General features: G+C 58.3%; 16 protein-coding genes. 6 read left to right on the forward strand and 10 right to left on the reverse strand.

Translation table 11 applies throughout. From position 1 onward, the window contains the following. Positions 1-124: 124 nt before the first annotated feature. From rimK to rimA, 3 genes are read right to left on the reverse strand one after another with little or no spacing between them, the layout of a single operon-like run. Complete coding sequence (gene rimK / locus AC4PS7_RS18570; protein WP_010214091.1) at positions 125-1,030, reverse strand: 30S ribosomal protein S6--L-glutamate ligase; 906 nt, start codon at positions 1,028-1,030, stop codon at positions 125-127. Next, positions 1,027-1,509, reverse strand: a complete 483-nt coding sequence (rimB, locus tag AC4PS7_RS18575) for a retropepsin-like aspartic endopeptidase RimB (RefSeq protein WP_016979043.1) — start codon at positions 1,507-1,509, stop codon at positions 1,027-1,029. Before rimB ends, rimK begins: the two co-directional genes overlap by 4 nt. A gap of 13 nt (positions 1,510-1,522) precedes the next feature. After that, complete coding sequence (rimA, locus tag AC4PS7_RS18580; protein ID WP_010214089.1) at positions 1,523-2,302, reverse strand: S6 modification regulatory phosphodiesterase RimA; 780 nt, start codon at positions 2,300-2,302, stop codon at positions 1,523-1,525. Positions 2,303-2,417: 115 nt separating this feature from the next. Between rimA and AC4PS7_RS18585 the strand changes: the two genes are divergently transcribed. Then, entirely contained in the window at positions 2,418-2,825 is a 408-nt protein-coding gene (locus AC4PS7_RS18585) for an RNA-binding S4 domain-containing protein (RefSeq protein WP_010214088.1), read from the forward strand. A gap of 39 nt (positions 2,826-2,864) precedes the next feature. Here the strand turns inward: AC4PS7_RS18585 and AC4PS7_RS18590 are convergent, their stop codons facing one another. Then, a complete protein-coding gene (locus tag AC4PS7_RS18590; protein ID WP_010214087.1) occupies positions 2,865-3,665 on the reverse strand; it encodes a phosphatase PAP2 family protein in 801 nt (266 codons plus the stop codon). A 104-nt stretch (positions 3,666-3,769) separates the two neighbouring features. On the opposite strand from AC4PS7_RS18590, the gene hslO reads away from it, so the two are divergent. Then, positions 3,770-4,672, forward strand: a complete 903-nt coding sequence (gene hslO, locus AC4PS7_RS18595) for an Hsp33 family molecular chaperone HslO (RefSeq protein WP_010214086.1) — start codon at positions 3,770-3,772, stop codon at positions 4,670-4,672. Positions 4,673-4,851: 179 nt separating this feature from the next. After that, on the forward strand, positions 4,852-6,393 hold the full coding sequence (locus AC4PS7_RS18600; RefSeq protein WP_042571310.1) for a phosphoenolpyruvate carboxykinase: 1,542 nt from the start codon (positions 4,852-4,854) through the stop codon (positions 6,391-6,393). Positions 6,394-6,449: 56 nt separating this feature from the next. On the opposite strand, the gene AC4PS7_RS18605 is transcribed toward AC4PS7_RS18600, so the two are convergent. The 5 genes from AC4PS7_RS18605 to AC4PS7_RS18625 form a co-directional block, all read right to left on the reverse strand. Continuing rightward, positions 6,450-7,313, reverse strand: a complete 864-nt coding sequence (locus tag AC4PS7_RS18605) for an EamA family transporter (RefSeq protein WP_240521376.1) — start codon at positions 7,311-7,313, stop codon at positions 6,450-6,452. Positions 7,314-7,329: 16 nt separating this feature from the next. After that, on the reverse strand, positions 7,330-7,686 hold the full coding sequence (locus AC4PS7_RS18610) for a DUF1493 family protein (protein WP_042571311.1): 357 nt from the start codon (positions 7,684-7,686) through the stop codon (positions 7,330-7,332). A 610-nt stretch (positions 7,687-8,296) separates the two neighbouring features. Next, positions 8,297-8,542 carry a hypothetical protein gene (locus tag AC4PS7_RS18615; RefSeq protein ID WP_021492349.1) on the reverse strand — a complete coding sequence of 82 codons (246 nt, stop codon included), beginning with the start codon at positions 8,540-8,542 and terminating at the stop codon, positions 8,297-8,299. Continuing rightward, complete coding sequence (locus AC4PS7_RS18620) at positions 8,515-9,114, reverse strand: putative adenosine monophosphate-protein transferase Fic (protein WP_492179678.1); 600 nt, start codon at positions 9,112-9,114, stop codon at positions 8,515-8,517. Before AC4PS7_RS18620 ends, AC4PS7_RS18615 begins: the two co-directional genes overlap by 28 nt. Further along, complete coding sequence (locus tag AC4PS7_RS18625) at positions 9,114-9,284, reverse strand: YhfG family protein (protein WP_010214072.1); 171 nt, start codon at positions 9,282-9,284, stop codon at positions 9,114-9,116. Before AC4PS7_RS18625 ends, AC4PS7_RS18620 begins: the two co-directional genes overlap by 1 nt. A gap of 175 nt (positions 9,285-9,459) precedes the next feature. Here AC4PS7_RS18625 and AC4PS7_RS18630 point away from each other — a divergent pair, with 175 nt between their 5' ends. From AC4PS7_RS18630 to AC4PS7_RS18640, 3 genes are all read left to right on the forward strand, one after another. Then, positions 9,460-10,635 carry a tetratricopeptide repeat protein gene (locus AC4PS7_RS18630; RefSeq protein ID WP_010214071.1) on the forward strand — a complete coding sequence of 392 codons (1,176 nt, stop codon included), beginning with the start codon at positions 9,460-9,462 and terminating at the stop codon, positions 10,633-10,635. Positions 10,636-10,919: 284 nt separating this feature from the next. After that, positions 10,920-12,857, forward strand: a complete 1,938-nt coding sequence (locus AC4PS7_RS18635; protein ID WP_042571313.1) for a RecQ family ATP-dependent DNA helicase — start codon at positions 10,920-10,922, stop codon at positions 12,855-12,857. A 22-nt stretch (positions 12,858-12,879) separates the two neighbouring features. After that, positions 12,880-13,311 (forward strand): acyl-CoA thioesterase, encoded by a 432-nt coding sequence (locus tag AC4PS7_RS18640; protein ID WP_010214067.1) that lies wholly within the window; start codon positions 12,880-12,882, stop codon positions 13,309-13,311. Between the two features lie 25 nt (positions 13,312-13,336). Here AC4PS7_RS18640 and AC4PS7_RS18645 read toward each other — a convergent pair whose 3' ends face one another. Then, a complete protein-coding gene (locus AC4PS7_RS18645) occupies positions 13,337-13,816 on the reverse strand; it encodes a glycine zipper domain-containing protein (RefSeq protein WP_010214066.1) in 480 nt (159 codons plus the stop codon). Between the last annotated feature and the right edge of the window lie 193 nt (positions 13,817-14,009).

Consider the following 14,009-nt stretch of genomic DNA (forward strand, 5'->3'; position numbering starts at 1 on the left):
TAGGTGGGAGCGGGGTTGTTCGCGAAAGCGGTGTATCAGTCACAGGTGGTCTGACTGACACTACGCCTTCGCGAGCAACCCCGCTTCCACATTGGTTTTGCGTTGTTTCAAACGCCGTTTCTTATCAGCCCTTGCCCTTGGTCCTGGTCATATTCGGCCCGCCATTCTTCTCCAGATGCTGAATGATGATCCCTGCCACGTCCTTGCCGGTGGTGGTTTCAATGCCTTCCAAGCCCGGTGACGAATTCACCTCCATCACCAATGGCCCGTGATTGGAGCGCAGGATATCCACGCCTGCCACGCTCAACCCCATCACCTTGGCTGCCCGCAGCGCGGTCATGCGTTCTTCCGGGGTGATCTTGATCAGGCTGGCGCTGCCGCCACGGTGCAGGTTGGAGCGGAACTCCCCCGGCTTGGCCTGGCGTTTCATCGCCGCAATCACCTTGTCGCCCACCACAAAGCAGCGGATATCCGCACCGCCGGCTTCCTTGATGTACTCCTGAACCATGATGTTCTGCTTGAGACCCATGAACGCCTCGATCACGGATTCGGCCGCCGTCGCGGTTTCACAGAGCACCACGCCGATACCCTGGGTGCCTTCCAGCACCTTGATCACCAGGGGGGCTCCGTTGACCATGTCGATCAGGTCGGGGATGTCATCGGGGGAGTGGGCAAAGCCAGTCACCGGCAGGCCGATACCTCGGCGCGACAACAACTGTAGCGAACGCAACTTGTCCCGTGAACGGGCTATGGCGACCGATTCATTAAGGGGAAACACCCCCATCATTTCAAACTGACGCAAGACCGCGCAGCCATAAAACGTTACTGAGGCACCAATGCGAGGGATCACGGCATCAAACCCCTCCAGCGGCTTGCCCCGGTAGTGGATCTGCGGCTTGTGGCTGGCAATGTTCATATAGGCACGCAACGTGTCGATCACCACCATTTCGTGGCCACGTTCGGTGCCGGCCTCAACCAGGCGGCGGGTGGAATACAGACGCGGGTTTCGCGACAGCACAGCAATCTTCATGCAGCACCTGGGACAGAAAGAGTAGAGACCGGGAACACCGGCTTGTCTTGAACGTACTTGATGCCGGGGTTGACCACCAGTTGGCCGTCAATCAAGGCTTTGGAGCCCAGCAACAGCCGGTAACGCATGGCTTTGCGGCAGGCCAGGGTGAACTCCACCCGCCACACCCGGTCACCCAGCGCCAGCGTGGTGCTGATGACATAACGCACCTGGGCGTGGCCGTTGGAGCTTTTGATGGTTTTCATCGTCACCAAGGGTGCTTCGCAGCGGCGGTGACGCAGTTGCACAACGCTGCCCAGGTGCGCGGTAAAACGCACCCACTTTTCACCGTCGCGCTCAAACGGCTCGATATCGGTAGCGTGCAGGCTTGAGGTGCTGGCGCCGGTGTCGATCTTCGCGCGCAGGCCTGCCACTCCCAAGTCGGGAAGTGCCACCCACTCACGCAGACCCACAACGGTCAAATGGTCAAATGTCTTCAATATGGGTAACCGGTTAATTCGCCCAGGCCTGAGGAGAAACCTCGGCCAACGCTTTGAATGCGGGCCTGGCGAACCAGTAGCCCTGCATCAGAAATATTCCGCAATCGAACAGGAAGTCGCGCTCGCCGGCACTTTCGATGCCTTCGGCGATGACAGTAACCCCCAACTGCTCACAGATTGTGACAATCCCCTGGACGATCACCTGGCGGACACGGTCCTGGTCGACATCGCGGATCAGCGCCATGTCGAGTTTGATCAAGTCAGGTTGGAAATCGGCCAGCAGATTCAGCCCCGAATAGCCCGCGCCGAAATCGTCGATGGCGGTCATGAAGCCGAATTCGCGGTATTCACGCAGAATATTCGTCAAATGGCGATAGTTATCTATGTGCTCGTGTTCCAGAGTCTCGAAAATCAAGCGGTCCAGCGGAAAGTTATGTGCCTGCGCCGCTTCCAGGGTGCTGCGAATACAGAGCTCAGGCCGATATACGGCATTGGGCATGAAGTTGATGGATAAGCGGGTTTGCATCCCCAATGCAGCAGCCCCGGCAATGGCCTGTGTACGGCAACGCTGGTCGAAGCGGTAACGGTTGTGTTCATTGACCTGTTCAAGTACCGACAACGCGCCTTCACCTTGCGTACCCCGCACCAAGGCTTCGTGGGCGAAAATAGAATGATCCCGAAGGTCTACGATAGGCTGGTAAGCGAAAGCGAAATCAAAGCCCAAGGGCTCGCTTTGCTGGCAGCCCACGCACCGCTGGTCGGGCGAGGTGAGTGAAATGGGAAAGTCGGTCACGGCGTATCCTCGCGAAAACAGGGTGTACCTGGCGTATCTTAGGTGAGCCTTGGGGTTTATGCGTCGAAGGGTTTCAACGGTAAAGTTGCGACATTTTTCAGAGCGAGGAATTCAAGTGGCTCAAAAGCAGGAAGAGGAAGAAAAGGTCCGATTGGACAAGTGGTTATGGGCGGCACGGTTCTATAAAACCCGCGCCCTGGCCAAAGCTGCTATCGAGAGTGGCAAGGTGCACCATCGCGGCGAGCGCTGCAAGCCAGGCAAGGAACCGCGCATCGGCGATGAATTCCAGATTCGTGTCGGGTTTGATGAAAAGACAGTCGTGGTTCAGGCGCTTTCCATCGTGCGCCGTGGCGCGCCTGAAGCGCAGGCGTTGTACACCGAGACCGAAGCCAGCATTGCCAAGCGTGAAAATGCGGCGGCAATGCGCAAGGCGGGCGCCACAGGCATGACCACGGATGGCAAGCCGAGCAAGAAGCAGCGTCGTGATCTGTTCAAGTTTCGCGGCAGTGGCAATGATGACTGACTGCGACAGTGAGGGAGCAAGCTCCCTCACCCTTGGCCATCATGCTGGGCGAACCACACTCAATCGACCAATCAGCGGCAGGTGTTGAAGCAGCCCAAACACCGGCGCCGTCACCCGCAACAACCCACTCGATACCTTCGCCGCAAACGGCGTGTAGTACCCCCACCCCAACGCCAACAGCGCCAGCAATACACCGCCAATGTAGTCATCCTGGCCCCAATGCGCGCCCGCCACCAGGCGCGGCATCATGAACAACAGTGCCAGGCCCCAGATCACCAGCACCTGGCCGATGCGCTTGGCGAACACCGTCATGAACATCCCCCAGATCAACAGCACCGAAGCGTGATCGCCTGGAAAACTCTGGCTCGAACGGTCCTTCAACTCCCAGGTTTTCTCCAGCCCCGGGAAGAAGTCGCTCATCTGGATCGCTCCGCTGATCACCATTGACGGGCTACTGTGTTGCCAGCCCATATGCGCAGCGAATTTGGAAAACAGCATGCGGATAAACAGCAAGAGCAGCAGAATGCCAATAAAACCTAGCAGTGCCTGGCGCACCTGCACGGCCTTGAATACCCAGTCGCCGCGAATCAACAGCGACAGCAGAATCACTCCAACCACCGCGTCGAACGGTCGCAAACTGGCGACAGCCCATACGTGCAGCCAGGTCGAGTTGCTTGCCAGCGGGTCATTGAGCAGATGAAACAGCCACTCGTCGAAAAGCACACACAGCATCTGCCCCGTGGGCCACAGCCAAAAACACAGCAGTCCGATAGCGAGTAGATTGCAAAAGGCCCATCGCCCGAGGTTCCACTTGGCTTGGAACAAACCCGGATTGTTCATAAACTGTCCCCCACGGCTCTAGAAAATCGCACCAAAATGGTGCTAAAGCGTTTAATTCTATAAACCTTGTAATCAATTTGTCATCAATTCAGATACCCAGACCTATGACTGATCTACCGGATACCGACTTCACCCAACGCTTCATCTTCGACGAGAACGACGCCCGCGGCGAACTGGTCTCGCTGGAGCGCAGCTACGCCGAAGTCCTCGCCAAGCACCCCTATCCGGAGCCGGTCGCGCAATTGCTCGGTGAGCTGATGGCGGCGGCGGCGCTGCTGGTGGGCACCATGAAATTCGATGGGTTGCTGATCCTGCAGGCGCGTTCCGAGGGTCCGGTGCCGATGCTGATGATCGAATGCTCAAGCGAGCGTGAAATCCGTGGTTTGGCCCGTTACGAAGCCGACCAGATTGCCCCGGACGCCACCTTGTCTGACCTGATGGCCAACGGCGTGTTGGCCATCACCGTCGATCCGACCGAGGGCCAGCGCTATCAAGGCATCGTCGACCTGGACGGCGAAACCCTGTCGGATTGCTTCACCAACTATTTCGTAATGTCCCAGCAAGTCGGCACCAAGTTCTGGCTTAACGCTGACGGCAAGCGTGCCCGTGGCCTGTTGCTGCAGCAGTTGCCGGCTGACCGCATCAAGGACGACGATGATCGTGCTGAAAGCTGGCGCCACATCATCGCACTGGCCGACACCCTGAAAGCTGAAGAACTGCTGGGCCTGGATAACGAAACCATTCTCCATCGCCTGTACCACGAAGAGGCCGTGCGGCTGTTCGACGAACAGGGCCTGCGTTTCCATTGCAGCTGCTCGCGCGAGCGCTCGGCCAACGCCTTGGTCAGCCTGGGCCTGGAAGATGCGCAGGATTTGGTAGTGGAGCACGGCGGGCATATCGAGATTGACTGCCAGTTCTGCAACCAGCGCTACCTGTTCGATGCCGCCGACGTCGCCCAATTGTTCGCCGGTGCAGGCATCGACACCCCTTCCGACACCCGCCACTAAAACGTTTAAGCACAGGTAAATCACCTGACAAACGCCGGATTAGCGCAGTTCTGACGGGAGGGCCCTACTCTTTTTGGGCTTTTCTGGCATAATCCGGCCCACTTTTTTCGCGGTAGTAGTGCGCAACTTTCTACTACAAAACGTTTGGAGCACTCGGCCATAGGCCGACGGGGAACCTCATGACGCAAGCCAACAACGCCGTATACACCGATCTGAGTGTTGACGATCTGGTTAAAGAAGCCCTGCAGCGTGGTGAAGGCGTGCTCGCCGATACTGGCGCGCTGGTCGTCGAAACCGGTCACCGTACTGGCCGTTCGCCGGTCGACCGTTTCATCGTTGAAGAGCCTACTACCCAGGACGCTATCGCCTGGGGCCCGATCAACCGCAAGTTCCCGGCCGACAAGTTCGATGCCCTGTGGGCTCGCGTCGAGGCGTTCAACAACGCGCAAGAGCACTTCGTTTCCCACGTTCACGTAGGGGCTTCCGAAGACCACTACCTGGCTGTGAAAATGACCACCCAGACTGCCTGGCAGAACCTGTTCGGTCGTTGCCTGTTCATCAATCCGGCCCAGTACAACCCGGCCGGTCGTGAAGAGTGGCAAGTGCTTAACGTGGCCAACTTCGAGTGCGTGCCTGAGCGTGACGGCACCAACTCCGACGGTTGCGTGATCCTCAACTTCGCCCAGAAGAAAGTGCTGATCGCCGGCATGCGTTACGCCGGTGAAATGAAAAAAGCCATGTTCTCGGTGCAGAACTTCCTGCTGCCGGCTTCCGACGTGCTGCCGATGCACTGCGCTGCCAACATTGGCGAAGCAGGCGACGTGACCCTGTTCTTCGGTCTGTCGGGCACCGGTAAAACCACCCTGTCCGCCGACGAAAGCCGTTACCTGATCGGTGACGACGAACACGGCTGGGGCGAAGGCGTGGTGTTCAACATCGAAGGCGGTTGCTATGCCAAGTGCATCGACCTGTCCGAGAAGAACGAGCCCGTCATCTGGAAAGCCATCAAGCACGGCGCCGTGCTGGAAAACGTGGTGATCGACGATGCCAAGCACGCCGACTACACCAACGTCAGCCTGACGCAGAACAGCCGTGCCGCCTACCCGCTGGAGCACGTTGCCAAGCGTTCCGAGAAGAACCTGGGCGGCGAGCCAAACGCAGTGATCTTCCTGACCTGCGACCTGACCGGCGTATTGCCACCTGTGTCCATCCTCAGCGAAGAACAAGCGGCCTACCATTTCCTCTCCGGCTACACCGCACTGGTGGGGTCGACCGAAATGGGTTCCGGCGGCGGCATCAAGTCGACCTTCTCCACCTGCTTCGGCGCACCGTTCTTCCCGCGCCCGGCTGGCGAATACGCTGAACTGCTGATCAAGCGCATCCGTGGCTTCGGCTCCAAGGTCTACCTGGTCAACACCGGCTGGACCGGCGGCGGCTACGGCGTCGGCAAGCGCTTCAACATCCCGACTACTCGCGGCGTCATCGCAGCGATCCAGAGCGGTGCGTTGATCGGTGCACAAACCGAACACCTCGACACCATCAACCTCGACGTGCCACTGGCTGTGCCAGGCGTTGAGACCAGCCTGTTGAACCCACGTAATACCTGGGCTGACAAGGCTGCGTATGACGAAGCGGCGAAGGCGCTGGCGGGTCTGTTCATCGAAAACTTCAAGAAGTTTGAAGTGAGCGATGCGATCAAGGCTGCGGGTCCTAAGTTGTAAGATTCGAGCGTTGTGAAAAAGCCGCCTCTTGAGGCGGCTTTTTTGTGCGCGAACACTTAGTCGACGATATGCAAAACCACCGCGCCGACCAGCACCAGCACAACGCCCAAGACCTGCACCGGCGACAACCGCTCCTTGAAAAACACAAACCCCAGAATCGCCGCGATCCCGCCCGACAATGTACTGATCACCGTCACCACCGACACCGAACCTGCCATCGCTCCCCACGAAAACGCCGAGAACCCACCCAGGTTCATCAAGCTCGCCCCGGTCAGCGTCGCGCAGTTTTTCAGCGGTGGAATTTTCAGGCCGTCTTTGATCTTCAGCACCATCATCACCAGCACGCACAGCCCCACCAGGTAGCCGAGCCAGAGCATGGTGATCGGCCCAAGCGCTGGCAGGGTGTAGCGGCCTTGCAGCCAGAAGCTGGTGCCATACAGCAAAGCGGCGAGCATGGCGTAGGCGATGGACAGGCGTGGGTTGTTGTGGGGAACACCGTTGTCCTTGTGCAGGCTGGAGAGGATCACGCCGATCACGCACAAGGCGATGCAACCCAGTTGCGTCAGGCTGATGTCCTCACCGCTGGCCCAGGACAGCAAGGTAGTCACCACGCCGTAGGACGTCACGAGCGGCGCGACAATGGCTGCTTTGCCGAGGGCGAAGGCCTTGGACAGCGCCAGGGCGCCGGAGACAGTGAGCAGGGCGGCGGCGATGCCCAGGAGCCAGACGCTCAGCGCAGCTTCCAGGGATTTGAACAGGAGGCTTGGGAGAATGACCAGTAACAGGGTCATGATCAGGAAACCCAGGGCTTGGCCGAAATACACCGCGCGTTTAACGCCCACGGCTCGGGCATTGAGACCCACGAGAAAATCGGTGCCGCCCCAGAGCAGGGCGGCCAGCAGGCCCATCGTGACGTCCATGTAAGGTCCTTGTGTTTCAGCTCAGGTTTTCCAGCGTCTGCGTGTCCCATCTGTGGGTCTGGATGGCCAGGTAGAGCATGCCGATGGTCAGCGGCACTTTTTCGCCGCGCCCCTTGGCGCGACGCTTGAGAAACACGTCGAACCCCGGCGGGTTGAAGTAACGATAAGTGTCGAAGTCGCCCAGGTCGAGCGCAAATTCCTGCTCCAGTGCATCCATCAGTTGCTTGGCCTCACTGCCGTCGCAGCCGAGGTCGAAGTTGATTGAGGTTTGCAGGCGGATCGTCTTGTGTTTCGGCAGGCCGATTTCTTCGTGCAGCAGCTGCAGGAGTTGTTGCATGACGGAGTCTTCGGGGAAGTTGGGGGCGAGGTTCATGGTGGGTGCGCGCAGGAGTGGATGAAGGGGCTGGTTGCGTTGGCGTCGGTATTTGTTTCGAGTGATGAAGAGAGCCAAGCCTATCAGGAATACAAAGACAGGCAGGAGGGGCATTCTGAGGATCACCGCTACATAGGGTAGTAGGAACGTCAAAATAAGGCCTGTTGTAAGACATGTGACTGCGAAGTGCTTTCTGAGTATTGGGTCTGTGATTTGGTGGTGCAGCACCAAATAGATAATGAGAAAGGAAGCGGATTGAAGGTAAAGGGCCATGTCACTAAGACTCGTCCGAGTAGACATGCATTGAGAGTGTTGACCGCCGAGGCCCTATGCCTCCTCTCACACTGGCATCCAGATCGATGATGATGTCTCCAGCGTGATATCTACGAAGCTTGCCGGGCCGATGTGTTGAGTCCTTTCGATGTTCACAGGTTTCTGCCGAGAAAGTTGAAACCGCGCTATTTTCATTCAGCTACGGGTAACTTCTGTAGAGGGGCAAGCGGGCGTTTGGAGCAGTTTGGGAAGGGGATGTCGCTTTTTTTGGAGGTTTCCTACAGGCGTTTCCGGCGTTTGTGGCTTGGCAGTGATTTAACAGGCAAGCGGGTCAGTTTTAGGCGCGAGCTTGCTCGCGAAAAACGTCAATGACGTCGCGTTTCTTTTGGCTTACCGCGTCATCGTTGGTGATGTGGGAGATGTCTTTGAGGTCCGAGTGTTCGAAGGTCAGGCAGGAGAAGGTTTCCAGTAAGTCAGTGGCAGCGCGGATGCGTTGGTGGGCGGCGGACTGTGCGCTCGGGCAATAAACAGATGGTTTAATCGTTCGTGGTTCGATCAGGCGCTGGCAGGCCTGCTGATACACCGCTCAAAAATCGCCTCCAAGCCCCGATAATCACACCCCACCGCGTCAATATTCGCCGGTATCCACGCGGCGTGTTTCACCAGCCACCAATTCACCGAAAACCCTGCATTCACGATGATCTGCTCGAACAAGATCCGCTGCGCCCGGCCGTTGCCTTCGCGGAAGGGGTGGATGACGTTGAGGTCGCCGTAGGCTTCGGCAATGCGCGTTACCAGCTCAGCCTGACTCACACCGACATACCAGTGCGCGTCTTGCATGCGCCGGATGACCTTCGCCGCTTCCGGTGGGATGCGTTCCGGGGTGCAGAACAGCGTGTCGCCCTTCTGGATGTTGACGCTGCGCAGTTCGCCGGCCCAGTCGTAGAGGTCGCCGAACAGGGTGCGGTGGATATGTTGCAGACGGTCGAGGTCGTAAGGTGGCGGGAAGAGAGGGAGGTTGCCTACGGCAATTTCGGATAATTCCCGCTCGGCTTGATGCAAGCGGGCTTCGTCGAGCAAATCGAGGCGGTTGCGCAGGACGCTGCTACCGGAATAGCAGTACGGATCCTGGCCCACCCCGTATTTGTCGAGCATCAGCGTGGGCTGTTGCGGTACTTGGCAAGAACGGCTTCGCGGGTCGGCAAGGGTTTGTCGACGTCGGCCGGTTGGGTGTCGAACCCTTCCAGGCGCAGGCTGGCCAGGTAATTGGAACGGCGGATCTTGTGATAGTGATCCTGTTTTTGCTCAAACGTCGGTTCGCTCATGGCAGCGTACTCCTGGTTAGCAAGGCTTGATTGTAGCGCAATGCTTCAGTGGGCAGGCGGGATAAAAACCACGTCACATTCTGTACAAAAAGTCTGCCAGTCGCCTGATTTCAGCGTATGTTTCACCGCAAAATCTTGTAGGGCGATTCCGCCCACTACTTAAAGGGAGTTAAGCATGGGTTTGCTGCGTGTCGCCTCGGCGATGTCATTGTGTGCGGTGGCGTTTTCGGTCCAGGCCGAGCAATTGCCGATTGAAGTACTCAGTGCGGTGGTCAAGGACCAGAAAATTGCCGACGCCGAAGTGTTGCTGCAACGTAACGGCGCGCAGAACGTGGTGGGCCGCACCAACGGCCAGGGTCAGGTCACGCTGAACAGCGAAGCCGCTGACGACGCCTCAAGCCTGCTGATCATCAAGAAGCCCGGCTATTCCAACCTCGTGGTGAAATGCCCGTGCAAAGGCATGACCTACGCTATCAGCCCGGTGATGGAGAACCTCGACGGCCTGCGTGTGGTGCTGACGTGGGGCAAGACGCCGAGTGACCTCGACTCCCACATGATCTTCCCCGGCAATAACATCTATTTCGAGAACCAGAAGGGTACCGACGCCGAGTTGGATGTGGATGACACCGACAGCTACGGACCGGAAACCATCACCCTGCAGAAAAAACACTACGGCGAAAGCTACGTCTATGCCGTGCACGACTACAGCAATGGCGGCAACCCAGGCTCGCGCCAGTTGTCCGACAGCGAAGCCAAGGTGTTCGTGTACATGGGGCAATCGCTGGTGCGTACCTACTACGTGCCTAAAAACCGCAGCGGCAACCTGTGGACGGTGTTCCGCATGACCGGCAGCGGCGACTTCCAGGACATCAACACCTTCAGTGGCGTGACAGTGAATGCCGCGAATGTTCTGAACGAAGTCAAACCGCTGCTGGATGACAGCGTGGCGGTCACCGCGGTCACCGTCAGCTCTTCCGTACAAACCGATGCGAAGCGCCTGAACCTGCAGGGTGAAGCGGCCTACCAGGCGGGCAAGTTGGACGAGGCGATCGACCTGTTCCGCCAGGCCATCGAACTGGACAATGGCTTTGGCAAAGCCTACGGCAACCTCGGCCTGGCGTATCAGAAAGCCGGCAACACTGCCGAGTCGATCTGGGCTAACCGCAAGGCTATCGCCCTCGCCACCGGCGCCAATGCTGCCACCGTGCGTGCAGGTGCTTATTACAACATTGCGCGGATCTACGAAGCGGCGGGGCAGTTCCCGGATGCGTTGCGTCACTACCAGTTGGCCAAGGAACAGAAGGCCAACCCGGTGTATGACACGGCGATTGAGCGGGTGCAGAATCGCTGATTCAGCTGTAGTGCAGTTCTGAAATGTGGGAGGGGGGTTGCTCCCGATAGCGTTGGATCAGTCAGATATGTGTGTCTGATCCATCGCAATCGGGGGCAAGCCCCCTCCCACATTTGGTTTGTGGTGTTCCTACAGCCACAGTCGAACTTGTCGAATTTGGCCCAAGGCCATTGCTGCACCCTGTGTATCATCCTGTCTCTTTTTTCCTTGCGACCTTTCTCGATTCGCTGAGATTCCCAGGCTATGTTTTTGAGCCTACTCAGCGGTCAATGGAGTGACAGCTTATGCACGACACCCTCCAGCAGGTCTTCGGTTTTTCACAGTTTCGTCTGGGCCAGGAAGAAACGGTCAGCGCCGTACTGGCCGGCCGTTCGGCTGCGGCCATTTTTCCTACGGGGTCAGGCAAGTCCCTGTGCTATCAGCTGTCGGCGGTGTTGCTGCCGCACCTGACGCTGGTGGTGTCGCCGCTGCTGGCGCTGATGCAGGACCAACTGGGTTTCTTGCAGCGCCACGGTATCTCGGCGGGCAGTATCGATTCGGCGCAAAGCCGCGAGGACGCCAATGATGTGATGGCCCGCGCGCGTTCGGGCGAGTTGAAGATCCTGATGATTTCCGTGGAGCGTTTGAAGAACGAGCGATTTCGTAACTTCCTGCAAAGCGTGCAGATCTCGCTGTTGGTGGTGGACGAGGCGCACTGTATTTCCGAGTGGGGCCACAACTTCCGTCCGGATTATTTGAAACTGCCGGACTACCAGCGTCAGTTCAATATCCCACAAGCGCTGTTGTTGACGGCTACAGCGACGCCCAAGGTGATTGCCGACATGCAGGCTAAGTTCGCCATTGCTCCGGGCGATGTGGTTACCACGGGCTTCTACCGGCCCAATCTCAACCTGTTGGTGGAGCCGGTCAGTGGTGCGGACAAGCGTCGTCGGCTGGTGCAGTGGATGAGCGAGCGTGCCGGCCAGCCGAGCATCGTCTACGTCACGTTGCAGAAAACCGCCGAGCAGATTGCCGAGCACCTGAACCGCAACGGCATCCAGGCCGAGGCCTATCACGCGGGTTTGCCTCACGATAAACGCGAGGGTATCCAGCAGCGCTTCATGAGTGGGCGCTCCCATTGCATCGTCGCCACCATCGCGTTCGGCATGGGCATCGACAAGAGTGACATCCGCAATGTGTTGCACTTCGACCTGCCCAAATCCATCGAGAACTACAGCCAGGAAATCGGCCGCGCGGGGCGTGATGGGCAACCTTCCGATTGCCTGGTGCTGGCCAACCGCGACAGCCTCAACGTGCTGGAAAACTTTGTGTATGGCGATACGCCGGAGCAGGAGGGCATTCGGCGGGTGCTGGAAGAGTTGCAGGCTGCTCGGGCCGATGGGCAGTGGGAGTTTTTGCTCCGATCCCTGTCGGACCACAGCAACATCCGCGAGCTGCCGTTGAAGACGCTGCTGGTGCAATTGGAACTCAAGGGCGTCATTGCGCCGCGCTACGCTTTTTATGCCGAGTACCGCTTCAAGTACTTGGTTGAACCTGAGGCTTTGCTCGCGCGCTTCTCCGGTGAGCGGCAGCAGTTTGTCGCGGCGATCATCGACGTGTGCAAGCGGGCGAAAACCTGGGCGACGGTGGATTTCGACGCGCTTTATCAACAGCACAATGCCGAGCGCGGTCGAGTGGTGAAGGCGCTGGATTACTTCCAGGAGCAAGGCCTGATCGAGCTTGAGAGCAAGCAGATGACTGAGGTTTACAGTCTGCTTGATGCCGATTTTGACGCTGATGTATTGAGCAAACAGTTATACACAGGCTTCAAGCAGCATGAGGTGGGCGAAGTCGCGCGGATTCACGCCATGCTGGATCTGTTCGCCACCGAACGCTGCCTGGGCCAACGCCTGGCACAGTATTTTGGCGATGAAAACGCGCCCCAACGTTGTGGGCATTGCTCGGTGTGCCACGGCCATGTTGCGCACCTTGCGCCACCACCCGGTTTGCCAGCGCTTGTGGATAAAAACTTCATGGGGCTGTGCGGTGATTTTATCCACAGGCATCATGAACACACCGGCCATTTGCCTGGGGCGGAACGCCTGACACGTTTCCTCGGCGGCATCAGTGTGCCGTTGTTTACCAAGTTGAAGGCGCGAGGCATTCCGGGTTTTGCTGCGCTGGAAGATTATCCGTATGCCGAGGTGCGCGAGTGGGCCCAGGCCCATTTGAATGACCTGTAACTCACTTTAGCGAGATGAACCGATGCCCGACTCAGTGCCTCAACGCGCCGATTACCTGCACTTCCAGCCGATCATTACGCGCTGGCACGACAACGATGTGTATGGTCATGTGAACAACGTGACCTACTACAGTTTCTTCGACACGGCGGTGAATACCTACCTGATCGAGCAAGGTGGTCTGGATATTCATGACGGTGAGGTGGTGGGATTCGTGGTGAGTTCGGCGTGTGATTATTTCGCGTCGATCGCCTTTCCCGAACGCATTGAAATCGGCTTGCGGGTGGGCAAACTGGGTAATAGTTCAGTGCAGTACGAATTGGCAGTGTTCAAGGCTGGCGAAGACGAGGCCTGTGCGGCGGGGCGCTTCGTGCATGTGTTTGTGGATCGGGGTTCGAACCAGCCGGTGACGATTCCGGGGATGTTGCGCGAGGCGTTGCAGCGGTTAGTGGTGTAGGCGCGAACGCCTACACCCTCAGCCCTTACCGGTGACGGTAGTGATGCTTGTTCTTGCGATGACCATAGGCATGGCCGCGGCCCGGATGGTCATCACGGTCGTAACGACGACCATCACGGCCACGCGAACGACGATCATCGTCATCGCTCTTGTTGCCCATGTAGTTACCCAGCGCGCCACCTGCACCACCGCCGGCCGCTGAACCGATCAGTGCACCGGTGCTGCCGCCGACACTGCGGCCTACCACGTTGCCGCCCGCCGCGCCCAGAGCGCCGCCAATGGCTGCTTCACCACGGCTGCGTTTGTCCGCACCCACCGCGCTGCCGCCTGCGCCGCCCAGGGCGGCGCCGATGGTCGAGCCGGTGTTGCCGCCGATCTGCTGGCCGACAACCGAGCCTAGAACCCCGCCCAATGCGCCGCCCACACCGGCTTCGGTGGTGCCACCGGCCATGGCTGCGCCACTGACCAGGCCAAGGGACAACAAGAGAATCGAGGAGAACTTCATTAGGGGAGACCTCAAGAGGATGACGGCGCGATCCTGAGGCTGTATCGAGAAGGTGACAATAGAAATCCGACCAGTAACACGAGTTGTACACAATTCTCTAAGTTACTGTTTTGGCTAGGGAACTTAAGTCGATTTAGTGAGTCTTTAACTACTTCGGAAAGGCCGCTTTTTATGCAAAAGCGGCCTTTTTTGT

It is taken from the genome of Pseudomonas sp. DW-iso3, from assembly GCF_058725305.1.